This window comes from Pseudomonas orientalis, assembly GCF_002934065.1.
GTDB lineage: Bacteria > Pseudomonadota > Gammaproteobacteria > Pseudomonadales > Pseudomonadaceae > Aquipseudomonas > Aquipseudomonas orientalis_A.
Genome location: NZ_CP018049.1, coordinates 3,412,209 through 3,428,170 on the forward strand (window position 1 = coordinate 3,412,209; position 15,962 = coordinate 3,428,170).

At 60.5% G+C, this 15,962-nt stretch carries 10 protein-coding genes; 4 read left to right on the forward strand and 6 right to left on the reverse strand.

The annotated features are described in order from the left end of the window. Positions 1–2 precede the first annotated feature (2 nt). The 3 genes from BOP93_RS15295 (at position 3) to BOP93_RS15305 (ending at position 8,458) form a co-directional block, all read left to right on the forward strand. Positions 3–3,077, forward strand: a complete 3,075-nt coding sequence (locus tag BOP93_RS15295; RefSeq protein ID WP_104503307.1) for an efflux RND transporter permease subunit — start codon at positions 3–5, stop codon at positions 3,075–3,077. A 110-nt stretch (positions 3,078–3,187) separates the two neighbouring features. After that, positions 3,188–8,032 (forward strand): RHS repeat-associated core domain-containing protein, encoded by a 4,845-nt coding sequence (locus BOP93_RS15300; RefSeq protein WP_237140357.1) that lies wholly within the window; start codon positions 3,188–3,190, stop codon positions 8,030–8,032. A 6-nt stretch (positions 8,033–8,038) separates the two neighbouring features. Then, positions 8,039–8,458, forward strand: a complete 420-nt coding sequence (locus BOP93_RS15305) for a hypothetical protein (RefSeq protein ID WP_104503309.1) — start codon at positions 8,039–8,041, stop codon at positions 8,456–8,458. A gap of 54 nt (positions 8,459–8,512) precedes the next feature. On the opposite strand, the gene BOP93_RS15310 is transcribed toward BOP93_RS15305, so the two are convergent. The 5 genes from BOP93_RS15310 to BOP93_RS15330 form a co-directional block, all read right to left on the reverse strand. Next, positions 8,513–9,742: a M20/M25/M40 family metallo-hydrolase gene (locus BOP93_RS15310; protein ID WP_104503310.1), complete on the reverse strand. Its 1,230-nt coding sequence runs from the start codon at positions 9,740–9,742 to the stop codon at positions 8,513–8,515. 48 nt (positions 9,743–9,790) lie between these two features. Continuing rightward, the gene (locus BOP93_RS15315) at positions 9,791–10,849 is read right to left on the reverse strand and encodes a diguanylate cyclase (RefSeq protein ID WP_104503311.1); all 1,059 of its coding nucleotides are present in this window, start codon (positions 10,847–10,849) and stop codon (positions 9,791–9,793) included. A gap of 78 nt (positions 10,850–10,927) precedes the next feature. Further along, positions 10,928–11,560, reverse strand: coding sequence for a LysE family translocator (locus tag BOP93_RS15320; RefSeq protein WP_104503312.1), 633 nt, complete (start codon positions 11,558–11,560; stop codon positions 10,928–10,930). Between the two features lie 71 nt (positions 11,561–11,631). Then, a complete protein-coding gene (locus BOP93_RS15325) occupies positions 11,632–12,501 on the reverse strand; it encodes a sugar phosphate isomerase/epimerase family protein (RefSeq protein WP_104503313.1) in 870 nt (289 codons plus the stop codon). 27 nt (positions 12,502–12,528) lie between these two features. Continuing rightward, the gene (locus tag BOP93_RS15330) at positions 12,529–12,711 is read right to left on the reverse strand and encodes a rubredoxin (protein ID WP_057721870.1); all 183 of its coding nucleotides are present in this window, start codon (positions 12,709–12,711) and stop codon (positions 12,529–12,531) included. Between the two features lie 158 nt (positions 12,712–12,869). Here BOP93_RS15330 and BOP93_RS15335 point away from each other — a divergent pair, with 158 nt between their 5' ends. Next, on the forward strand, positions 12,870–14,282 hold the full coding sequence (locus BOP93_RS15335) for a PLP-dependent aminotransferase family protein (RefSeq protein WP_104503314.1): 1,413 nt from the start codon (positions 12,870–12,872) through the stop codon (positions 14,280–14,282). Positions 14,283–14,288: 6 nt separating this feature from the next. Here BOP93_RS15335 and BOP93_RS28015 read toward each other — a convergent pair whose 3' ends face one another. Continuing rightward, complete coding sequence (locus tag BOP93_RS28015; protein ID WP_104503315.1) at positions 14,289–15,710, reverse strand: M10 family metallopeptidase C-terminal domain-containing protein; 1,422 nt, start codon at positions 15,708–15,710, stop codon at positions 14,289–14,291. Between the last annotated feature and the right edge of the window lie 252 nt (positions 15,711–15,962).

A 15,962-nucleotide genomic window follows, 5' to 3' on the forward strand; every position in this document is an offset into this window, starting at 1 on the left:
GCATGCGTGCAATCAACCTCTCGGAACTGGCGGTCAAGCACCGCGCCGTCACGCTGTTCCTGATCATCGCGATCATCGCCGCCGGGATCTTCGCGTTCGGCAAACTGGGGCGCGCCGAAGACCCGTCGTTCACGGTCAAGGTCATGACCATCACCGCCGCCTGGCCCGGCGCTACCGCCGAGGAAATGCAGGAACAGGTGGCCGACCGCCTGGAAAAGCGCCTGCAGGAACTCGATTACTACGACCGCGTCGAGACCATCGCCCAGCCGGGTTTCGTCTCGATGCGCATGACCTTCCTCGAGTCCACGCGGCCGAGCGAGATACAGGACCTGTTCTACCAGACCCGTAAAAAACTCAGCGACGAAGCCGCGAACCTGCCCAAAGGCGTGATCGGGCCGTTTTTCAACGATGAATATTCGGATGTGTACTTTGCGCTGTACGCCCTGGAGGCCGAGCACCTGCCCCATCGCCAGCAAGTGCAAATGGCCGAAAAGCTGCGCCAGGGCCTGCTCAACCTGCCGGGGGTGAAGAAGGTCAATATCCTTGGCGAACAGGCCCAGCGTGTATTCGTCGAGTTCTCCTATGAGCGCCTGGCGACCCTGGGCATCAAGCCCGAACAGATCTTCGCCGCCCTCGCCGCGCAGAACGCCGTGGCGCCTTCGGGCTTCGTCGAAACCGCCGGCGCCCGCGCCTATATCCGTATCGATGGTGCTTTCGACAGCCTGGCGCTGATCGAGAACGTGCCCTTGCAAGTCAATGGCCGCGTGCTGCGCATCGCCGATGTGGCGACCGTCCGGCGTGGCTATGAAGACCCGCCCAGCTACCGCATCCGCCACCAGGGCGACCCGGCGCTGATGCTCGGGGTGATCATGGAGAAGCATTGGAACGGCCTGGAACTGGACAAGCGCCTGCAGGCCCAGGAAGCCAGGATTCAGGCCGACCTGCCCCTGGGCGTGAATTTCGCCAAGGTGTCCGACCAGGCAAAAAACATCAGCCTGGCGGTGAACGAGTTCATGCTCAAATTCTTCGTCGCCCTGGCCGTGGTGATGCTGATCAGCCTGCTGGCCCTGGGCTTTCGTGTGGGGCTGGTGGTGGCGGCGGCGGTGCCGCTGACGCTGTCGATCGTGTTCGTGATCATGCTGGTCACCGGACGCGAATTTGACCGCGTGACCCTCGGCGCCCTGATCATTTCCCTGGGCCTGCTGGTGGACGACGCGATCATCGCCATTGAAATGATGGTGGTAAAACTCGAAGAAGGCTTCGACCGTATCCATGCGGCCACCTACGCCTGGAGCTCCACGGCGGCGCCCATGCTGACCGGCACGCTGGTGACGATCATCGGCTTCCTGCCCGTGGGATTCGCGCGCTCCGGGGCCGGCGAATACGCCGGGAACATCTTCTGGATCGTGGGCTTTGCCCTGATTTCCTCCTGGTTGGTGGCGGTGGTGTTCACGCCGTACCTGGGCGTGAAGCTGTTGCCGCAGATCAAGCCGGTGCCCGGCGGGCACGATGCGATTTACGCCGGGCGCTATTACCAGAAACTGCGCAGCCTGGTGGAGATCTGCGTGCGCGGGCGCTGGCTGGTGACCGGGATGGTGGTGGCGGCGTTTGTGCTGTGCGGCCTGGGCATGGCAGTGGTGAAGAAACAGTTCTTCCCCGACTCCGACCGTTCGGAGCTGATCCTGGAGGTGTACATGCCCCCCGGCAGCGCCTTCAAAAGCACGGAAGCGGTGGCGGCGCAGGTTGAGAAAGCGTTGCTGCAGGAACCGCAGACGAGCATGGTCGACACCTATGTGGGCGGTGGCGCTCCGCGCTTTTTCCTGTCGTTGAACCCTGAGATGCCGGACCCGGCGTTCGCCAAGTTGATTGTGCAAACCCCGGACTCCCACGCCCGCGATGCGTTGAAAGTGCGCATGCGCGAACGTATCGCCGCCGGTGAGTTTCCGGCGGCGCGGGTGCGCGTCACGCAATTGGTGTTCGGCCCGCCGGTGCCGTTCCCGGTGGTGTTCCGCGTCTCCGGACCGGACCTGGACGTGCTGCGCGGGCTCTCCGAGCACGTGCGTCAAGTGGTGGCCGACAACCCGCTGACCCGGGACGCCTTCCTCGAGTGGGGCGAGCGCGCCAGTGGTTATCGCCTGGTACTGGACCAGGATCGCCTGCGCCTGCTCGGCTTCACGCCCGACGAGGTCAAGTCCCAGCTCAATGCCCTGCTCAGCGGCAACCCGATCACCGAAGTGCGTGAAGGCAACCGCACGGTGTCGGTGGTGGCCCGCGCCCAGGGCAGTCAACGCGAAGACCTGGACAACCTCAACAACATGACCCTGACCAACAGCGCCGGCACCTCGGTACCGCTGGCCCAGGTCGGGCATTTCCAGACGGTGATGGAAGAACCGATCCTCAAGCGCCGCAACCGCGCGACCACGGTGGAAGTGCGCGCCGACATCATCGATGGCGTACAACCGCCCGATGTGGAAATGGCCGTGTACAAGGACCTGCAGCCGCTGATCGCCAAGTTGCCTGCCGGTTACCACATCGATATCGGCGGCCCCGTGGAAGAAAGCGCCAAGGCCAACGTCGCCCTGGCGGCGCTGTTCCCGATCATGATCCTGCTGACGCTCACGGTGATCATGTTCCAGGTGCGCTCCTTCGGCGTGATGTTCATGGTCTTCGCCACGGCGCCGCTGGGCCTGATTGGCGCGGTACCGACCTTGCTGCTGTTCAACCAGCCGTTCGGGTTCAACGCGATCCTCGGGCTGATCGGCATCGGCGGGATTCTGATGCGCAACACACTGATCTTCACCGACCAGATTCGCCAGAACCAGGACCACGGCATGCCCATACGCGAAGCGATTGTCGAAGCCACCGTGCGTCGTGCGCGACCGGTGATCCTCACCGCCCTGGCGGCGGCGCTGGCCTTTATTCCGCTGACGTTGTCGGTGTTCTGGTCGTCCCTGGCCTATGTGCTGATCGGCGGAGTGCTGGTGGGCACGGTGTTGACGCTGTTGTTTTTGCCGGCGCTGTGCAGCCTGGTGCTGCGCGACAGGCTTGTTGAAACTTCCCACGCAACTGCCGGATAAGCTCTACTCCCCTGCCCCGCAAATCGCTGCAAAGTCCCTCGCCTGATTATTCAGTGCGAGGGATTGCAGATGGTTTTTTTCGTTAGAGCCCCGGTTGTCGGGGCCGTCTTTTGATTCCGGTGATAGCCAGCTTCGTCCTGGCCCCCATGGACCCCAAAGCGCCGGATGTTGAAAACGTGCTTGGGGATTTGCGCAATTGCCTGAACACCTTCGACGCGTGGGCCGACAGCTTTTTCAGTGGCTCGGCACTGGAAGTAGAGCAGGTGTTCAAGGTCGGTGACGACGTCGCACTGGTCGCGCCGATCTCTTCCGACACGCCCAGTCGCACCGTCGCTCAATGCAAGGCCCAGGGTGGGCTGACCCTGGTGCATCTGTTCGAGAGCACCCGCTTCGTCCCTATCGGCAACACGCCGGTCACGCTGCAAGCCATTGCACCGGACGGCACGCCCATGGGCGCGCCGCTGCACCGCACCATCGGCCCCAGCGGCATGCTTGAAGTGCCCGAATGTACTCGCGACCAGCGATACCGAGTCACTTTCTACCCCAATGTTTCCAAAGATCACGTCAATGCGCTGTATGCGTCCTACCAGTCGGTCATCGCCGGGCTGGAAGCGGATCTGCGCAAGCAGTGGCGCGAGCGCTTCGAGCCTCAATGGGCCGATTTTGCCAAAGCCCCGCCCTTCAAGCGCAGCGCGAAACAGGGTGCGGCCTTTGCAAGCGGGATTGGCAAGGCGTTTTACAACCTGTGGGACAACATCACCGAGCTGTACGACCTGTTGGCGAATCTCAAGTCCAACAGCGAAAAGTTGCTGCAGTACCTTTCCCAGGCCGAACTGGACCAGTTACTCAAACTGGGTAAAGACACGCTCGCCCAAGGCTTTCTGGTGCTCAGTGACGAACCGCTGCTGTTTATCTATTTGTCAGCAATGGTGGCCTGGATACGCCTGCTGCCGCCGCCCGAAATGTACGAGCTGTTGGGTGAGCTCACCGGCGAAGTCCTGATCAACCTGTTGCTGATATGGGCCACGCGGGGGATGGGGGTGCAGCTTCGGCTGGGCACTCAGGTGTTGAGTTCTATTAAATCCGGGCGGGCGCGGGCGCTGTTGGAGTTGCTGGCCAGGCAGGTGCCGGGGCCTGGGCTGGAAACCCATGTGCAGACGGCCAAGCCGGTGCTGCTGGGCAGTGCGGCGACGCCGATCAAGGCAGTGCCGGTGGCGCCGTTGAAGGCGGGCGATACGCTGGTTTCGAACCCCGTACCGATGGTTCGCAACAAAACGCAGCGTACGGCGTTGGTGCGCCAGGAGCCGGTGGATGATGTGCCTGCCATGGCGTCGAATCCGAAGGGCGATGCGGCGGCTTCTGCGGATAAAACCGTTACGAACGGCTGCCCGGTGTCGATGGTCACCGGCGAGGAACTGCTGACTCTGACCGATGGCACGCTGGACGGCATCTTGCCGTTCGAGTGGACGCGCTTGTATCGCACCAGTGCAGTGGAGGTGGACTGCGGGTTGGGGTTTGGCTGGAGTCATGCGCTAGCGCATCGGCTTTCTGTGTCAGGCAACTCGGTGGTGTGGACGGACCATGAGAATCGCTCGACCACCCTGCCCTTGCCGACGGCTGCTCGGCCGGCGATTACCAACAGTCTGGCGGAAGCGGCGATCTACTTGGGGTCTGCGCCTGACGAGTTGGTGCTGGCCCAGTCCTCTCGGTTTTATCACTTTTGCGGCGGTGTGCTGACCGCGATCAGCGATGCGTATGACAACCGATTGCGCATTTTCCGGGATCGGTTGGGGCGTATTGAGCGGCTGGATAACCGTGCCGGGCGCTCGCTTTTTTTGCGGTATGAATTCGACCGCATCGTAGCAGTGGACTACCAGGTTCATCGCGCCCAAGGCCATGGACCCTTCGTGTGGGTGACCGAGCAGAACGTCGTTTCCTACGCCTACGACGATGCCGGACGACTGGTATCGGCGACCAATGCGGTCGGTGAGCGCGAGGTTTATCGGTACGACGAACAGCACGTCATTCTTGAGCGGCAGTTGGCCGGTGGGGCGAGTTTCTTCTGGGCGTGGGAAAGGTCTGGTAAAGCCGCACGCTGTGTCCGGCACTGGGCCAGTTTTTCGCAGATGGACACACGGTATGTATGGGGCGATGACGGCAGCGTCAACGTGCACAACGCCGATGGCAGCCAGGAAGTGTATGTCCATGACGACCGGGCGCGACTGGTACAGCGCATCGATCCCGACGGCGCCCGGCATTTCAAATCCTACGACGACAAGGGCCGACTGACCGTCGAGCAGGACCCACTGGGCGCGGTGACGGCGTATCAATACGACGACGCCGGACGCTTGGTCGCGCTGTTTCCGGGGGAGGATGAGCCGACGTCCTACGAGCATGACAATGGTTTCGTACGGGTCGTGCGGCGTGGTGAGGCGGTTTGGAAATACGAGCGTAATGAGCAAGGCGATGTCATCCGCAGGATTGATCCGGAGGGCAACGCGACCGACTACAGCTACGACAAGCGGGGGCAACTGACTGGGGTCTGGTATCCCGACAACAGCTGTCATCGTTTGGTGTGGAATGAGCGCGGGCAGCTTGTTGAAGAACAGCTGCCCAATGGCGGGATCAAGCGTTATCGCTATGACGATCTGGGCCGGCAATTGTCGCGTGAGGATGAGCATGGCGCGCTGACCCAGTACCAATGGGACGCTGTAGGACGCCTGCTGAAACTGACCCAATCCGACGGTACCTATCGGGAATTCAGCTACAACCCCTACGGAAAAATCATCGCCGAACGCGATGAACTCGGCCACCTCACCCGCTACGAATACGCCGACGGCCTGCACCTGATCAGCCGCCGCATCAACGCCGATGGTACCCAGGTCAAGTATCGCTACGACAACGCCCGCCTTTTGCTGACTGAAATCGAAAACGAAGTTGGCGAAACCTATCAACTGGACTACCACCCCAACGGCCTGATCCGACAGGAAACCGGCTTCGACGGCCAACGCACCGCCTATGCCTACGACCTCAACGGCAACCTGCTGGAAAAGACCGAACATGGCGACGACGGCAGTCAGCTTGTTACCCAATACGAGCGCGACCATGCCGGTCGTCTTGTAAGAAAAACCCTCCCCGATGGCAATACGGTCGACTACACCTACGACCGCCAAGGCAACCTCCTCAGCGTCGAAGACGGCCACTGGGCGCTGGCTTACGAGTACGACAAACAAAACCGCCTCACCGCCGAACATCAGGGCTGGGGCACCTTGCGCTATGGCTACGATGCCTGCGGTCAACTGAAAAATCTGCGCCTGCCGGACAATAACCGCGTCACCTTCAACCACGACAAGGGCGGCCACCTGGCCACCGTCGACCTGAATGGCTCACTGCTGACCTCCCACCTGTTCCATGCCGGTCGCGAACACCAACGCCAACAAGGCCAACTGCTCAGCCACTACCACTACGACGAGCAAAACCGCCTGCACGCCCACGCCGTCACTCAACAGGGAAACCATCTCTACCAACGCCAATACGACTACGACAAAGCCGGCAACCTCACCCGCCTGCTCGACACCCGCAAAGGCGAACACCGTTATCGCTACGACCCGCTAAACCGCCTGACCCGCGCCGATCACTCGCAAGACGTGCAGGAGCGTTTCGGCCACAACCCCGCCGGCAATTTGCTTATGCAAGACAGGCCGGGGCCGGACATCTTGGCGGGCAATCGTCTGATGATCCAAGGCGATCACCATTACGACTATGACGCTTTTGGAAATCTAATAAGAGAACGGCGCGGCAAAGGTCATTCACTCGTCACCGAGTACCGCTACGACTGCCAGCACCGGCTGATCGGCGTCACCAAGCCCAACGGCCAAACCGCGAGCTATCGCTATGACCCGTTTGGTCGGCGCATCAGCAAAACCCTCGAAGAGAAAACCACGGAGTTCTTCTGGCAAGGCGACAAGCTGATCGCCGAACACCATGCCGATCAACATCGCAGCTACCTCTACGAACCCGACAGCTTCCGTCCGTTGGCACTGCTGGAAGGCTTCGGGCCGGAAGAGACCAAGCCCTACCACTACCAACTCGACCACCTCGGCACACCGCAGGAACTCACCACCCCAGACGGTGAAATCGTCTGGTCCGCGCACCACCGCGCCTACGGCGAAATCAGCCGCCTCGACGTCGGCAAAGTCGACAATCCGCTGCGCTTCCAAGGCCAGTACTACGACCAGGAAAGTGGTCTGCATTACAACCGCCATCGCTACTACCACCCGAATATCGGCCGTTACCTGACGCCTGACCCGGTGAAGCTGGCGGGTGGGATCAATGGGTACCAGTACGTGCCCAACCCAACGGGGTGGGTGGATCCGCTGGGATTAAGTTCTTGTCCGGAATCCGCTGAATGCAGACCAGCTTATAAAGCCCAAAGTCCTTTTGATTCCGCTAGAGTTGACTCTGGTGAGCCACGAACTCCCGAGCCGCGGCTGACAGCTAGACAGGCCAGGATTGAGGAACTTACCGAGGCCAATGCGAAGCGTCGAATCCTGGAGTACGAAGAAAAGTACGACATGCATATGGTCGGCAAGCACAGCCCGGAGGTAGAGCATCACAAGGTGGAAAGGCGATCGTTTGATGGAACAGACCCAATAACGGGTAGAACGCCAATAAATAGAAGGGGCGTCCCGAGTTCGCAATTTAACAGTTGGAAGTTTCAGCTTCAGGCATGGACAAAAGCCACCTCGCGGACAGAGCGGGGGCTACCGCGCTACACCGGCGTTGATGACAGCAGAAACGATATTGTACGTTTAGAATTACCAGGAGCTGGACGAGGCTACAGGCCAAACAGAAGAGACCCAACCAACCCAACCTTTAACCCATCCATGAATGCTGTAGAAATGAAATTTCGAGATGACGGCACACCTTTCACCTTATTCCCCATTAAGGAATGACAATAAATGTTATATCACCCCGGCTCCGACACCGTCCCATTCGACGCCAGCCTTTACTATTTCGTGGGAGTTTTTGATATTTATGACAGGGAAGAAACCAAGGGGAAAGAACTCGCTCGCTATAACCCGAATAACAGTAAAGACAGAGAAAATCTCATACTGAAATATTGCTTAGACCCATACAAAAGACTCTCCTATCGACACAGATACAAATTAATAGAAAGCTTATCCTTCGCCTTAAACACCGTGAATTTCAACTTCCAATCTTACTTTGAGGTCGATCCAGACAAATACACTACGATGGCCTGGGATGAAACAGAAATAGTCGACCTTCGAGGTTTCTTCGCCGACATCTACCGACTCGCCAATGAAGTCTGGAAAGACGACCTCCAAAAAGCCAGCCGCGAAGACCAATCAACTTGGTAACCCACCGCCTGTGGCGAGCGAACAAACTCCCTCGCCACAAGTGCATGACCTACTTCAACGCTTGGCCAACTCCATAATCATCCGACTCAACAAATAAACCCGAGGCACCACACTCTCCACCTCGGCATACTCCTCCGACGTATGAATATTCCCGCCCACGATCCCAAACCCATCCAGCGTCGGCGTCCCTACCCCGGCCGACAAGCTTGCATCCGCGGCACCGCCGCTGCCTTCGATGGTCAGGGTCTTGCCCAATTCCCCGTAGATGCCCTGGGCAATCGCGACGAGCTTGTCCGATTCCGCCGTTTGCGGCATTGGCGGCAGCCCGCGTTGCAGGGTGGTCTTGACTTCGGTTTCGGGGATCAGTTTGTCCGCTGAAACCCGCGCCAGGTCTTTCTCGATGCGGTCGAACTCTTCCGGCAACGCCGCGCGCACGTCGGCCTTGGCGGTGGCCTGGTCGGGGATGACGTTGGTGCGGTCGCCGGCCTTGAGCACGGTGAAGTTGATGGTGGTTTTCTTTTCCTCGTCCCCCAGCTTGCCCAGTTGCAGGATCTGGTGCGCGACTTCCATGGCGGCGTTGCGCCCCAATTCGGGCGCGACGCCGGCGTGTGCGGCTTTGCCTTTGACTTCGACCACGGCGGTAGCGCTGCCCTTGCGCCAGACCACCAGGCCATCGGCCGGACGGCCGGGTTCCAGGTTGAGGGTCACGTCATGGCCCTTGGCGGTGGTGCGGATCAGTTCGGACGCGGCGTCGGAGCCGGTTTCTTCGCTGGCATCGAGCAGGAAGGTGATTTGCGCATAGTCCTTGAAACCCTGGTTTTTCAGGACTTTCAGCGCGTAGATGCCGGCGACGATGCCACCTTTGTCGTCCATTATCCCAGGGCCATAGGCACGGCCATCCTTGATATGGAACGGACGCTCGGCGGCCGAGCCTTCCTTGAACACGGTGTCCATGTGCGCCATCAGCAGGATCTTGGCCTTGCCGGTGCCCTTGAGGGTGGCGACTACATGGCTGCTGTTGGCGGCCTTGTCCGGCACCAGCTGGATACTGAAACCCAGCTGTTTCAATTCATCCACGGCAATATCGCGCACTTGGGTCAGGCCGGGCTCGTATCCGGAGCCGGAGTCGATATTCACCAGGCGCTCCAGCAGTTTCAGGGCGTCGGCCTTGTACTGTACGGCATCCGCCTGGATTTGCTTGTGCGGTTCGGCGCTGTAGGCCGGCAGGGCGAAGGACAAGGCCAGGGTGGCGGCCAGAAGGGTACGGGGGAAGGTGAAGGGCATGAACCGGTCCTTGTTTTTGTTGAAGGGAGATCGCCACACCCTACCCCACTAAACGGACCGCAACCAAGCCCCCTGCAGTGAGTTGACCCGGTTGCGCCCGCTGCTTTTGGCTTCGTACAAGGCACGGTCGGCATCATTGAGCCAACTGATGGAGTCGGCATGGCCGGGGTGATACAGCGCCAGGCCGATGCTCAAGCTGGCACGCAGGGTGGGGTCCTGGGCATACGCCAAGGCGTTGAAACGATCACGCAGGGCGTCCATCACCTCAGTGGCGCGGTTGAGCGGCATGTCCGGCAGGATCACGCAGAACTCATCGCCGCCGTAGCGCCCGGCTAGGTCGGTGCCGCGCAGGTTCTGGCGCAAGACCTTGCTCAATTGGCGCAAAACGATATCACCGGTGACATGGCCATAGGTGTCGTTGATGAGTTTGAAGTGGTCGATATCGATCAGCGCAATGGCCGCTCCCGCCGGGCCACGGCGGCAACGCTGGAACTCGACTTCCAGATGGTCTTTCCAGGCGCCGTGGTTGAGCAGGCCCGACAGGCTGTCGGTGCGGCTCAGGGCCAGCAATTCACGCTTGTGCCGCGCCAGTGTCAGCGCCTGGCGATAGCAGATCCAGCCCAGAACCAGGGGGTACAGCATCAGGATCGGCAGGCAGGCGTACAACTGCACCTGGCTGGTCACGGCAATAAAGGCCGGCGCGAATATCAAAAGCGCCGTGGCGATACCCAGGGCCTGGGCCACCCACCCCGCCAGCATGAAGCGCGGCCCGCCGATGGCGACATTGTTCATGCTCATCATCGACAACGTGGTGACGCTGGGCAGCGGATTGAAGTGCATCGCGCCAACCCAGAACCCGCCGCAGAAGGAGTCGAACAACAGGTTGCGGCGCTCACTGCGCAACGCATGGACGGCACGCAACGACGCTTGAAACGCCAGGTGCGGCCAGGCAAACGCGTTGATCAGCATCCAGGCCCACACCCATGGGGACGGGTTCAGCGGATGCATCGCAAACGCCACGCACACAAAGCCGAGCGTCATACCCAGGAGACGGGATTTGTACAAGCGCGAAGCGAGCGGAAGTCCATTTCCTCCGACGGCTGGCATGATAGGGGCATCCTGGGTGAATCCCTGAAGTCTATCAGGGCAAAGTCAAAACGCCACTACTGCTTGCAGGCTAATGCTTCATTGCGAAAAGCCGCGTGCCAGCATGACCGCCACGCCGAGCAGCATCACCGCCGTGATCCGCTGCAGCAGCACTCGCCGCCTGGGATTTTCCAGCACGTGCTTGATTCGCTGGCCGAAATAGCAGTACAGGCAACCGCTGGCAAATTGCAGCAGCAGGAACGTCAGGCCGAGGATGGCGATATCCGCCGCTGAGCTGTGCTCACCCGCCCCGGCAAACTGCGGGAACACGGCGCTGAACATGATGATGGTCTTGGGATTGGAAAAGCCGGTCAGCAAACCCTTGCCGAACAGGCTGCGCGAGCCCTCCACGGTGCCGGCCTTGTCGATCGACACCCCGCTGCTGGTCCACTGCTTGTAGGCCAGGTAAAGGATGTAGGCCACGCCGACAAACTGGATGGCCTGGGTAATCGCGAGGTTGCCCTTGATCAGCTCCGAAAAGCCCACGGCAAAGATCAGGATCGAAATCAGGTACGACACACTGGCGCCGATCTGCGCCGGAATCGAACTGCGCAGGCCATCCTTCAAGCCCAGGCTCAACAGCAACAGGGTCATGGGACCGGGACTGAAGGTCATGGTGGCGCAGAACAGCAGAAAGTAGAGAAACGAAGACAGCGTTAACGCACTTGTCATGGTCCGGGACCTTGAATGGAGAGAACGGCAACAACGGGGCGCACGCCACAGGCGCGCACCCCTGGATGACATCAGGCGACGGCGATTTCGGTCGTCAGGGATTCGCGGTACATCAAGGCCAGGTCGGCCAGGGCCGCCTTGGCGGTCTGGTTGCGGGTTTCAAACGCCACCAGGCCTTTCCAGTTGGTTTCGACAATGGCCTGCATGACGTCGGCGTAGTCGCAGTTGCCGTCGTGAATGCCGAAGTGCTGGTCTTGCACGCCGTTGTTGTTGCTGAAGGAAATGCCCTTGATCAGGTGGTGATACTTGCGCACCACGGCCGCCGGCAGGCCGTTTTCGATGTTGGCGTGGCCGGCATCGAGGAAGAAATACACGTTGTCGTGGGCCTGCAGGCGCTCGAATACAAACGCATATTCCGCCTCATGGGTAAAGATGTAGTGGAAGGGGCGATAGTTGACGTAGTTGGACAGGTTTTCCAGGTAGATATCCGTGCCCCTGGTCGCCGCGTAAGTCGCCAGTTCCTGGACGGACTTGAGGTAATGCTCCAGCGCGACTTTCTTGGCCTTGAGCACCATTTTCGGTTCGACGATGCAGCCACCGTGAATGATCAGCGGCGCGCCCAGGCGACTGGCAATATCGATCTCTTGCTTGACATAGGCCACCGCCGCCACGCGAAACGCCTCGACGTCACTGCCCAGCGGTGCCTTGAAGTTGCCATGGAACACCGGCTTGACGCCGCTGGCGGCGATCTGTGCCTGCAGGCTTTCGATGCGCGCATCGGTCCAGTCGTCGACCATTTCGCCGAACAGGCTGCCGTCCACATACCAGTGGGTGCACTGCCCTTCGATGGCAGCTTGCAGACCCGGCTCCGCAGCCAGGTATTTCTGGTGGGCCACACCGGTACAGAACGGCACGGCGGGGTTGATCAATTTACTTTCCATGGAGCGATTCCTTTCGTTGATGGAGGGTCAGGCGGGTACAGCGTCAGCAAGTTCGATGGCCATGAAATCGGCCTTGGTCACGCCGCAATCCGGGCATGTCCAGTCTTCAGGCACCTCTTCCCAAGGGGTGCCGGCGGGTATTCCGTCCTCCGGAATGCCCAATTCTTCTACGTACATAAAACCGCAGGGTGCACACATATAAGTCTTCATGAGAATGCAAAATCCATTGCTCGCGTGTATGAAATTTCGCCATTTCCTGGCGAGATGGCGCGCAGTCTAGGGGAATGGCATTGCGCCAGGCAGGTAAAGTGATGCCTAATCCGGCCTGACTTCACCGGTAAAACCACCGGCAAACATAAGGACGTTTCATGTTGGTATCCGCCATCGCCTTTGTGGAAGGCACGCCCAAGGTCCAGCAGATCGTGGAGGCTTTCAGCCAGGCCATCGAGGCCGGTGAATGGGCGCCCGGCAGCAAGTTGCCGTCGGTGCGCGAGTTGACCGAAATCCTCGGTGTGAGCAAGTTCACCCTCAATGAGGCCCTGGACCGTCTGCGCGGGCGTAACCTGCTCACCTCCAGCCAGGGCCGTGGCTATTTCGTGGCGATGGACAGTGCACGCCCGGCGGCGGTGACCTGGGTCGACTTGCTGCCCCAGGACCTGCTCAGCGTGTTGCGCAGGCCTCTGGTCACCGCCAGTGGCGAGCTGCGCCCCGGTGGCGGGCACTTGCCGGAGGACTGGCTGAACGGTGAAGCTATCCGACAGGCCATGCGCAGCGTGGTACGCGCGCCGTCGCTGCGCATCGCCGGGCTCGGCACGCCGGCCGGGCTGCTGCCGTTGCGCCAGGCGCTGCAACACAAACTCCACGGCGAAGGCCTGTCGGTGCCGGTGGACCAGATCATCACCACACCCAACACCGTGCAAGGCCTGGACATGCTCATGCGCCTGCTGGCGCGTCCCGGCGACACGGTGCTGCTGGACGCGCCGTGCTATTTCAACTTCCACGCCAACCTGGCCCTGCATGGGGTCAAGGTGGTGACGCTCGAACGCCGCCCCGACGGCTTCGACTTCACCGCCCTCGAACACTTGCTGGCCGAACACCGTCCCAGCCTGTACCTGACCACCAGCGTGTTGCATAACCCGACGGGCCATTCCTTCAGCCCCAGCCAGGCGTTTCGCCTTCTGCAACTGACCCAGCAGTATCACTGCCATATCATCGAGGATGACCTCTACGGCGACCTGCACCCCAACCCACCGCCACGCCTGGCCGCCGTCGCCGGTCTGGACCAGGTCACCTACCTGTCGGGATTTTCGAAGATCCTCAGCGCCAACACCCGTGTCAGCTATGTGGTGGCCGCGCCGCAACTGGCCGCCAACCTGACCAATATGAAGTTGATGAGCGGCGGCGTGACCTCGGAGCTGTTCGAGCAGATCGTGTACCGCATGCTCAGCGAAGGCAGCTATGCCAAGCACCGCAAGCGCATGGTCCAGCGCCTGATGGAAGCTGGCGGGCGCGTCGAGCAATGGCTCAAGCGCTGCGGCTGCGAACTGCCGATGGCTTTCGAAGGCGGCATGTTCATCTGGGCGCGCCTGCCGCCGGGCGTCAACGGTGAACTGCTGGCCCAGGAGGCCTTGAAGCGCAGCATGGTGCTGGCGCCCGGCACGCTGTTTGGCTACGACCCGGCGCACCGGGATTTGATGCGCTTCAATGTGGCTCACAGTGATGAGCCACGGGCGCAACGGGTGTTCGAGGCGCTGCTGCGGCATCGGGTTGCGCAAGCCTGAAAAGGCTCAACTGACGATATCACCGCGGCGCAACTGACCCTCTACGACCAGCACGAAGTTCGGCTCACTCGGCGTCGCGCAGATTTCCAAGCTACTCATTTTCAGCACTGGGTTGTAAGTCACCATGGCTTCACCCATCGCGCCGGAAAATGCCTCGACGAAGTTCAGTTGCGCAATGCCCAGCGAGGCTCTGACGCCCGACACATCGACCCTGTCTTCGCCGCTGACAAAATCCATGATCCGGTCGGGCGCGGTCTGGGGCGAGTCGCTGATCCGCCCGTAAGCGAACAGGTCCTTGCCTTTGCCGCCCCACAACGTGTCCGCCCCCTGCGCGCCATACAACCAGTCGTTGCCGTCGCCCCCCTTGAGTTCGTTGGCCACCTCGTTACCTACCATCAAATCGTTACCGGAGCCGCCGATGGCATTTTCGATCGTCACGCCATAGGCAATCGAAATATTGCCCTTGAGGCCGCCGACATCAGAGAAGGTCCCCTCCCGCAGGCTGATTCGCTGCACCTGCGTGTAGCCGGAAAAGTCCAGGGTATCATTGCCGCCACCGTCCCAAATGGCCGCGACCCTTTTATCCCGCGCCGTGTTGAAGCTCAGGAAGTCCCGATCCGTATTGGAATTGAAGCCGTAGGTGGTATCGTCTGCGCGGGTGTCGTGGTTGGCGCCATACTTGCGTTGATAGGCGCTGATATCGTCAAGCTGCGGCGCCGAAGAGCGCCCCCCCCCGTGATGCATGTAGCCGGTACGTTCGTCTCGATAGCTCATGCCGGTATGGCTTTGAGAATCTTCGTGATAACTCACTTGCTCTTGTTTGAGCGTCCTGTCGTAGTCCCCCGCATGGGCGAGTCCCATCGCATGATTAAGCTCGTGGACGAGGGTGTCACGGCCCGCATTTCCCAACGCGGCATCCACCACCGACGTTTCGCCTTTCCTCACCGCGAACCATACCTCGCCACTTCTGGCAACACCCGGCGTGGGCAGTACGGCATAACTCGTATCGTTGTAGGGCTGACCTGTATCGTCGATTCTCTGACCGAAGTTCCCGAGGGTAATGTGCCCTTCGCTGCCTGCGGTTCTCGGCCCTTCGGTAAACCTGACATTCGCAACGTCTGCAATGCTCTGCAGGCTGAGCCGGATCTGCTGGCGCTGGTTCTCCAGGATGTGGGTGAGCCCGGTTTTACCGAACTGCCGGACGTCATTCCCGGCGGGCGGGGTACGAAATTCGTAGGTCACGTCATAGCGGCCATCGCCGTTCCTGTCCGGCCATCCGGGGCTTTTTCGCCAGAGGTGCGAGGCCACGTCCTCGGCAGATTTGGAAGGCAAGCCGTTATGGCGGATTTCGCCGCCGCGATCATCTCGGTGCCCAAACGCTTCTATAAGCTGCAGCGCATCACTGGGGCGTGAAGCAACGGTCGTCATACGGGTACTCCTATCTGGCGGGAGCCTTATCTTGGGCGTTCCAGATCCGACACGATGTACGTTACGTACGAATGCTCGATAGCCGCTTACGCAAGTGCACTTGGGCATCGACCACCGACGTCGTAGGCGACATCTTTACACTGGCGTCGAAATCACGCGCCATGGTCGTTATGCGCTTTTAATCTGTTTTTTAACGATTGGATCCCCACCCTTTGGTCAGGCTGTACTAGCATACGTCTCGACGGGCAGCAC

What these genes read in the sequence shown, in the direction of transcription:
- BOP93_RS15325 (WP_104503313.1), bottom strand. Translation starts at nt 12,501, where the DNA reads ATGGAAAGTAAATTGATCAACCCCGCCGTGCCGTTCTGTACCGGTGTG.
- BOP93_RS15305 (WP_104503309.1), top strand. Translation starts at nt 8,039, where the DNA reads ATGTTATATCACCCCGGCTCCGACACCGTCCCATTCGACGCCAGCCTT.
- BOP93_RS15330 (WP_057721870.1), bottom strand. Translation starts at nt 12,711, where the DNA reads ATGAAGACTTATATGTGTGCACCCTGCGGTTTTATGTACGTAGAAGAA.
- BOP93_RS15315 (WP_104503311.1), bottom strand. Translation starts at nt 10,849, where the DNA reads ATGCCAGCCGTCGGAGGAAATGGACTTCCGCTCGCTTCGCGCTTGTAC.
- BOP93_RS15335 (WP_104503314.1), top strand. Translation starts at nt 12,870, where the DNA reads ATGTTGGTATCCGCCATCGCCTTTGTGGAAGGCACGCCCAAGGTCCAG.
- BOP93_RS28015 (WP_104503315.1), bottom strand. Translation starts at nt 15,710, where the DNA reads ATGACGACCGTTGCTTCACGCCCCAGTGATGCGCTGCAGCTTATAGAA.
- BOP93_RS15295 (WP_104503307.1), top strand. Translation starts at nt 3, where the DNA reads ATGCGTGCAATCAACCTCTCGGAACTGGCGGTCAAGCACCGCGCCGTC.
- BOP93_RS15320 (WP_104503312.1), bottom strand. Translation starts at nt 11,560, where the DNA reads ATGACAAGTGCGTTAACGCTGTCTTCGTTTCTCTACTTTCTGCTGTTC.
- BOP93_RS15310 (WP_104503310.1), bottom strand. Translation starts at nt 9,742, where the DNA reads ATGCCCTTCACCTTCCCCCGTACCCTTCTGGCCGCCACCCTGGCCTTG.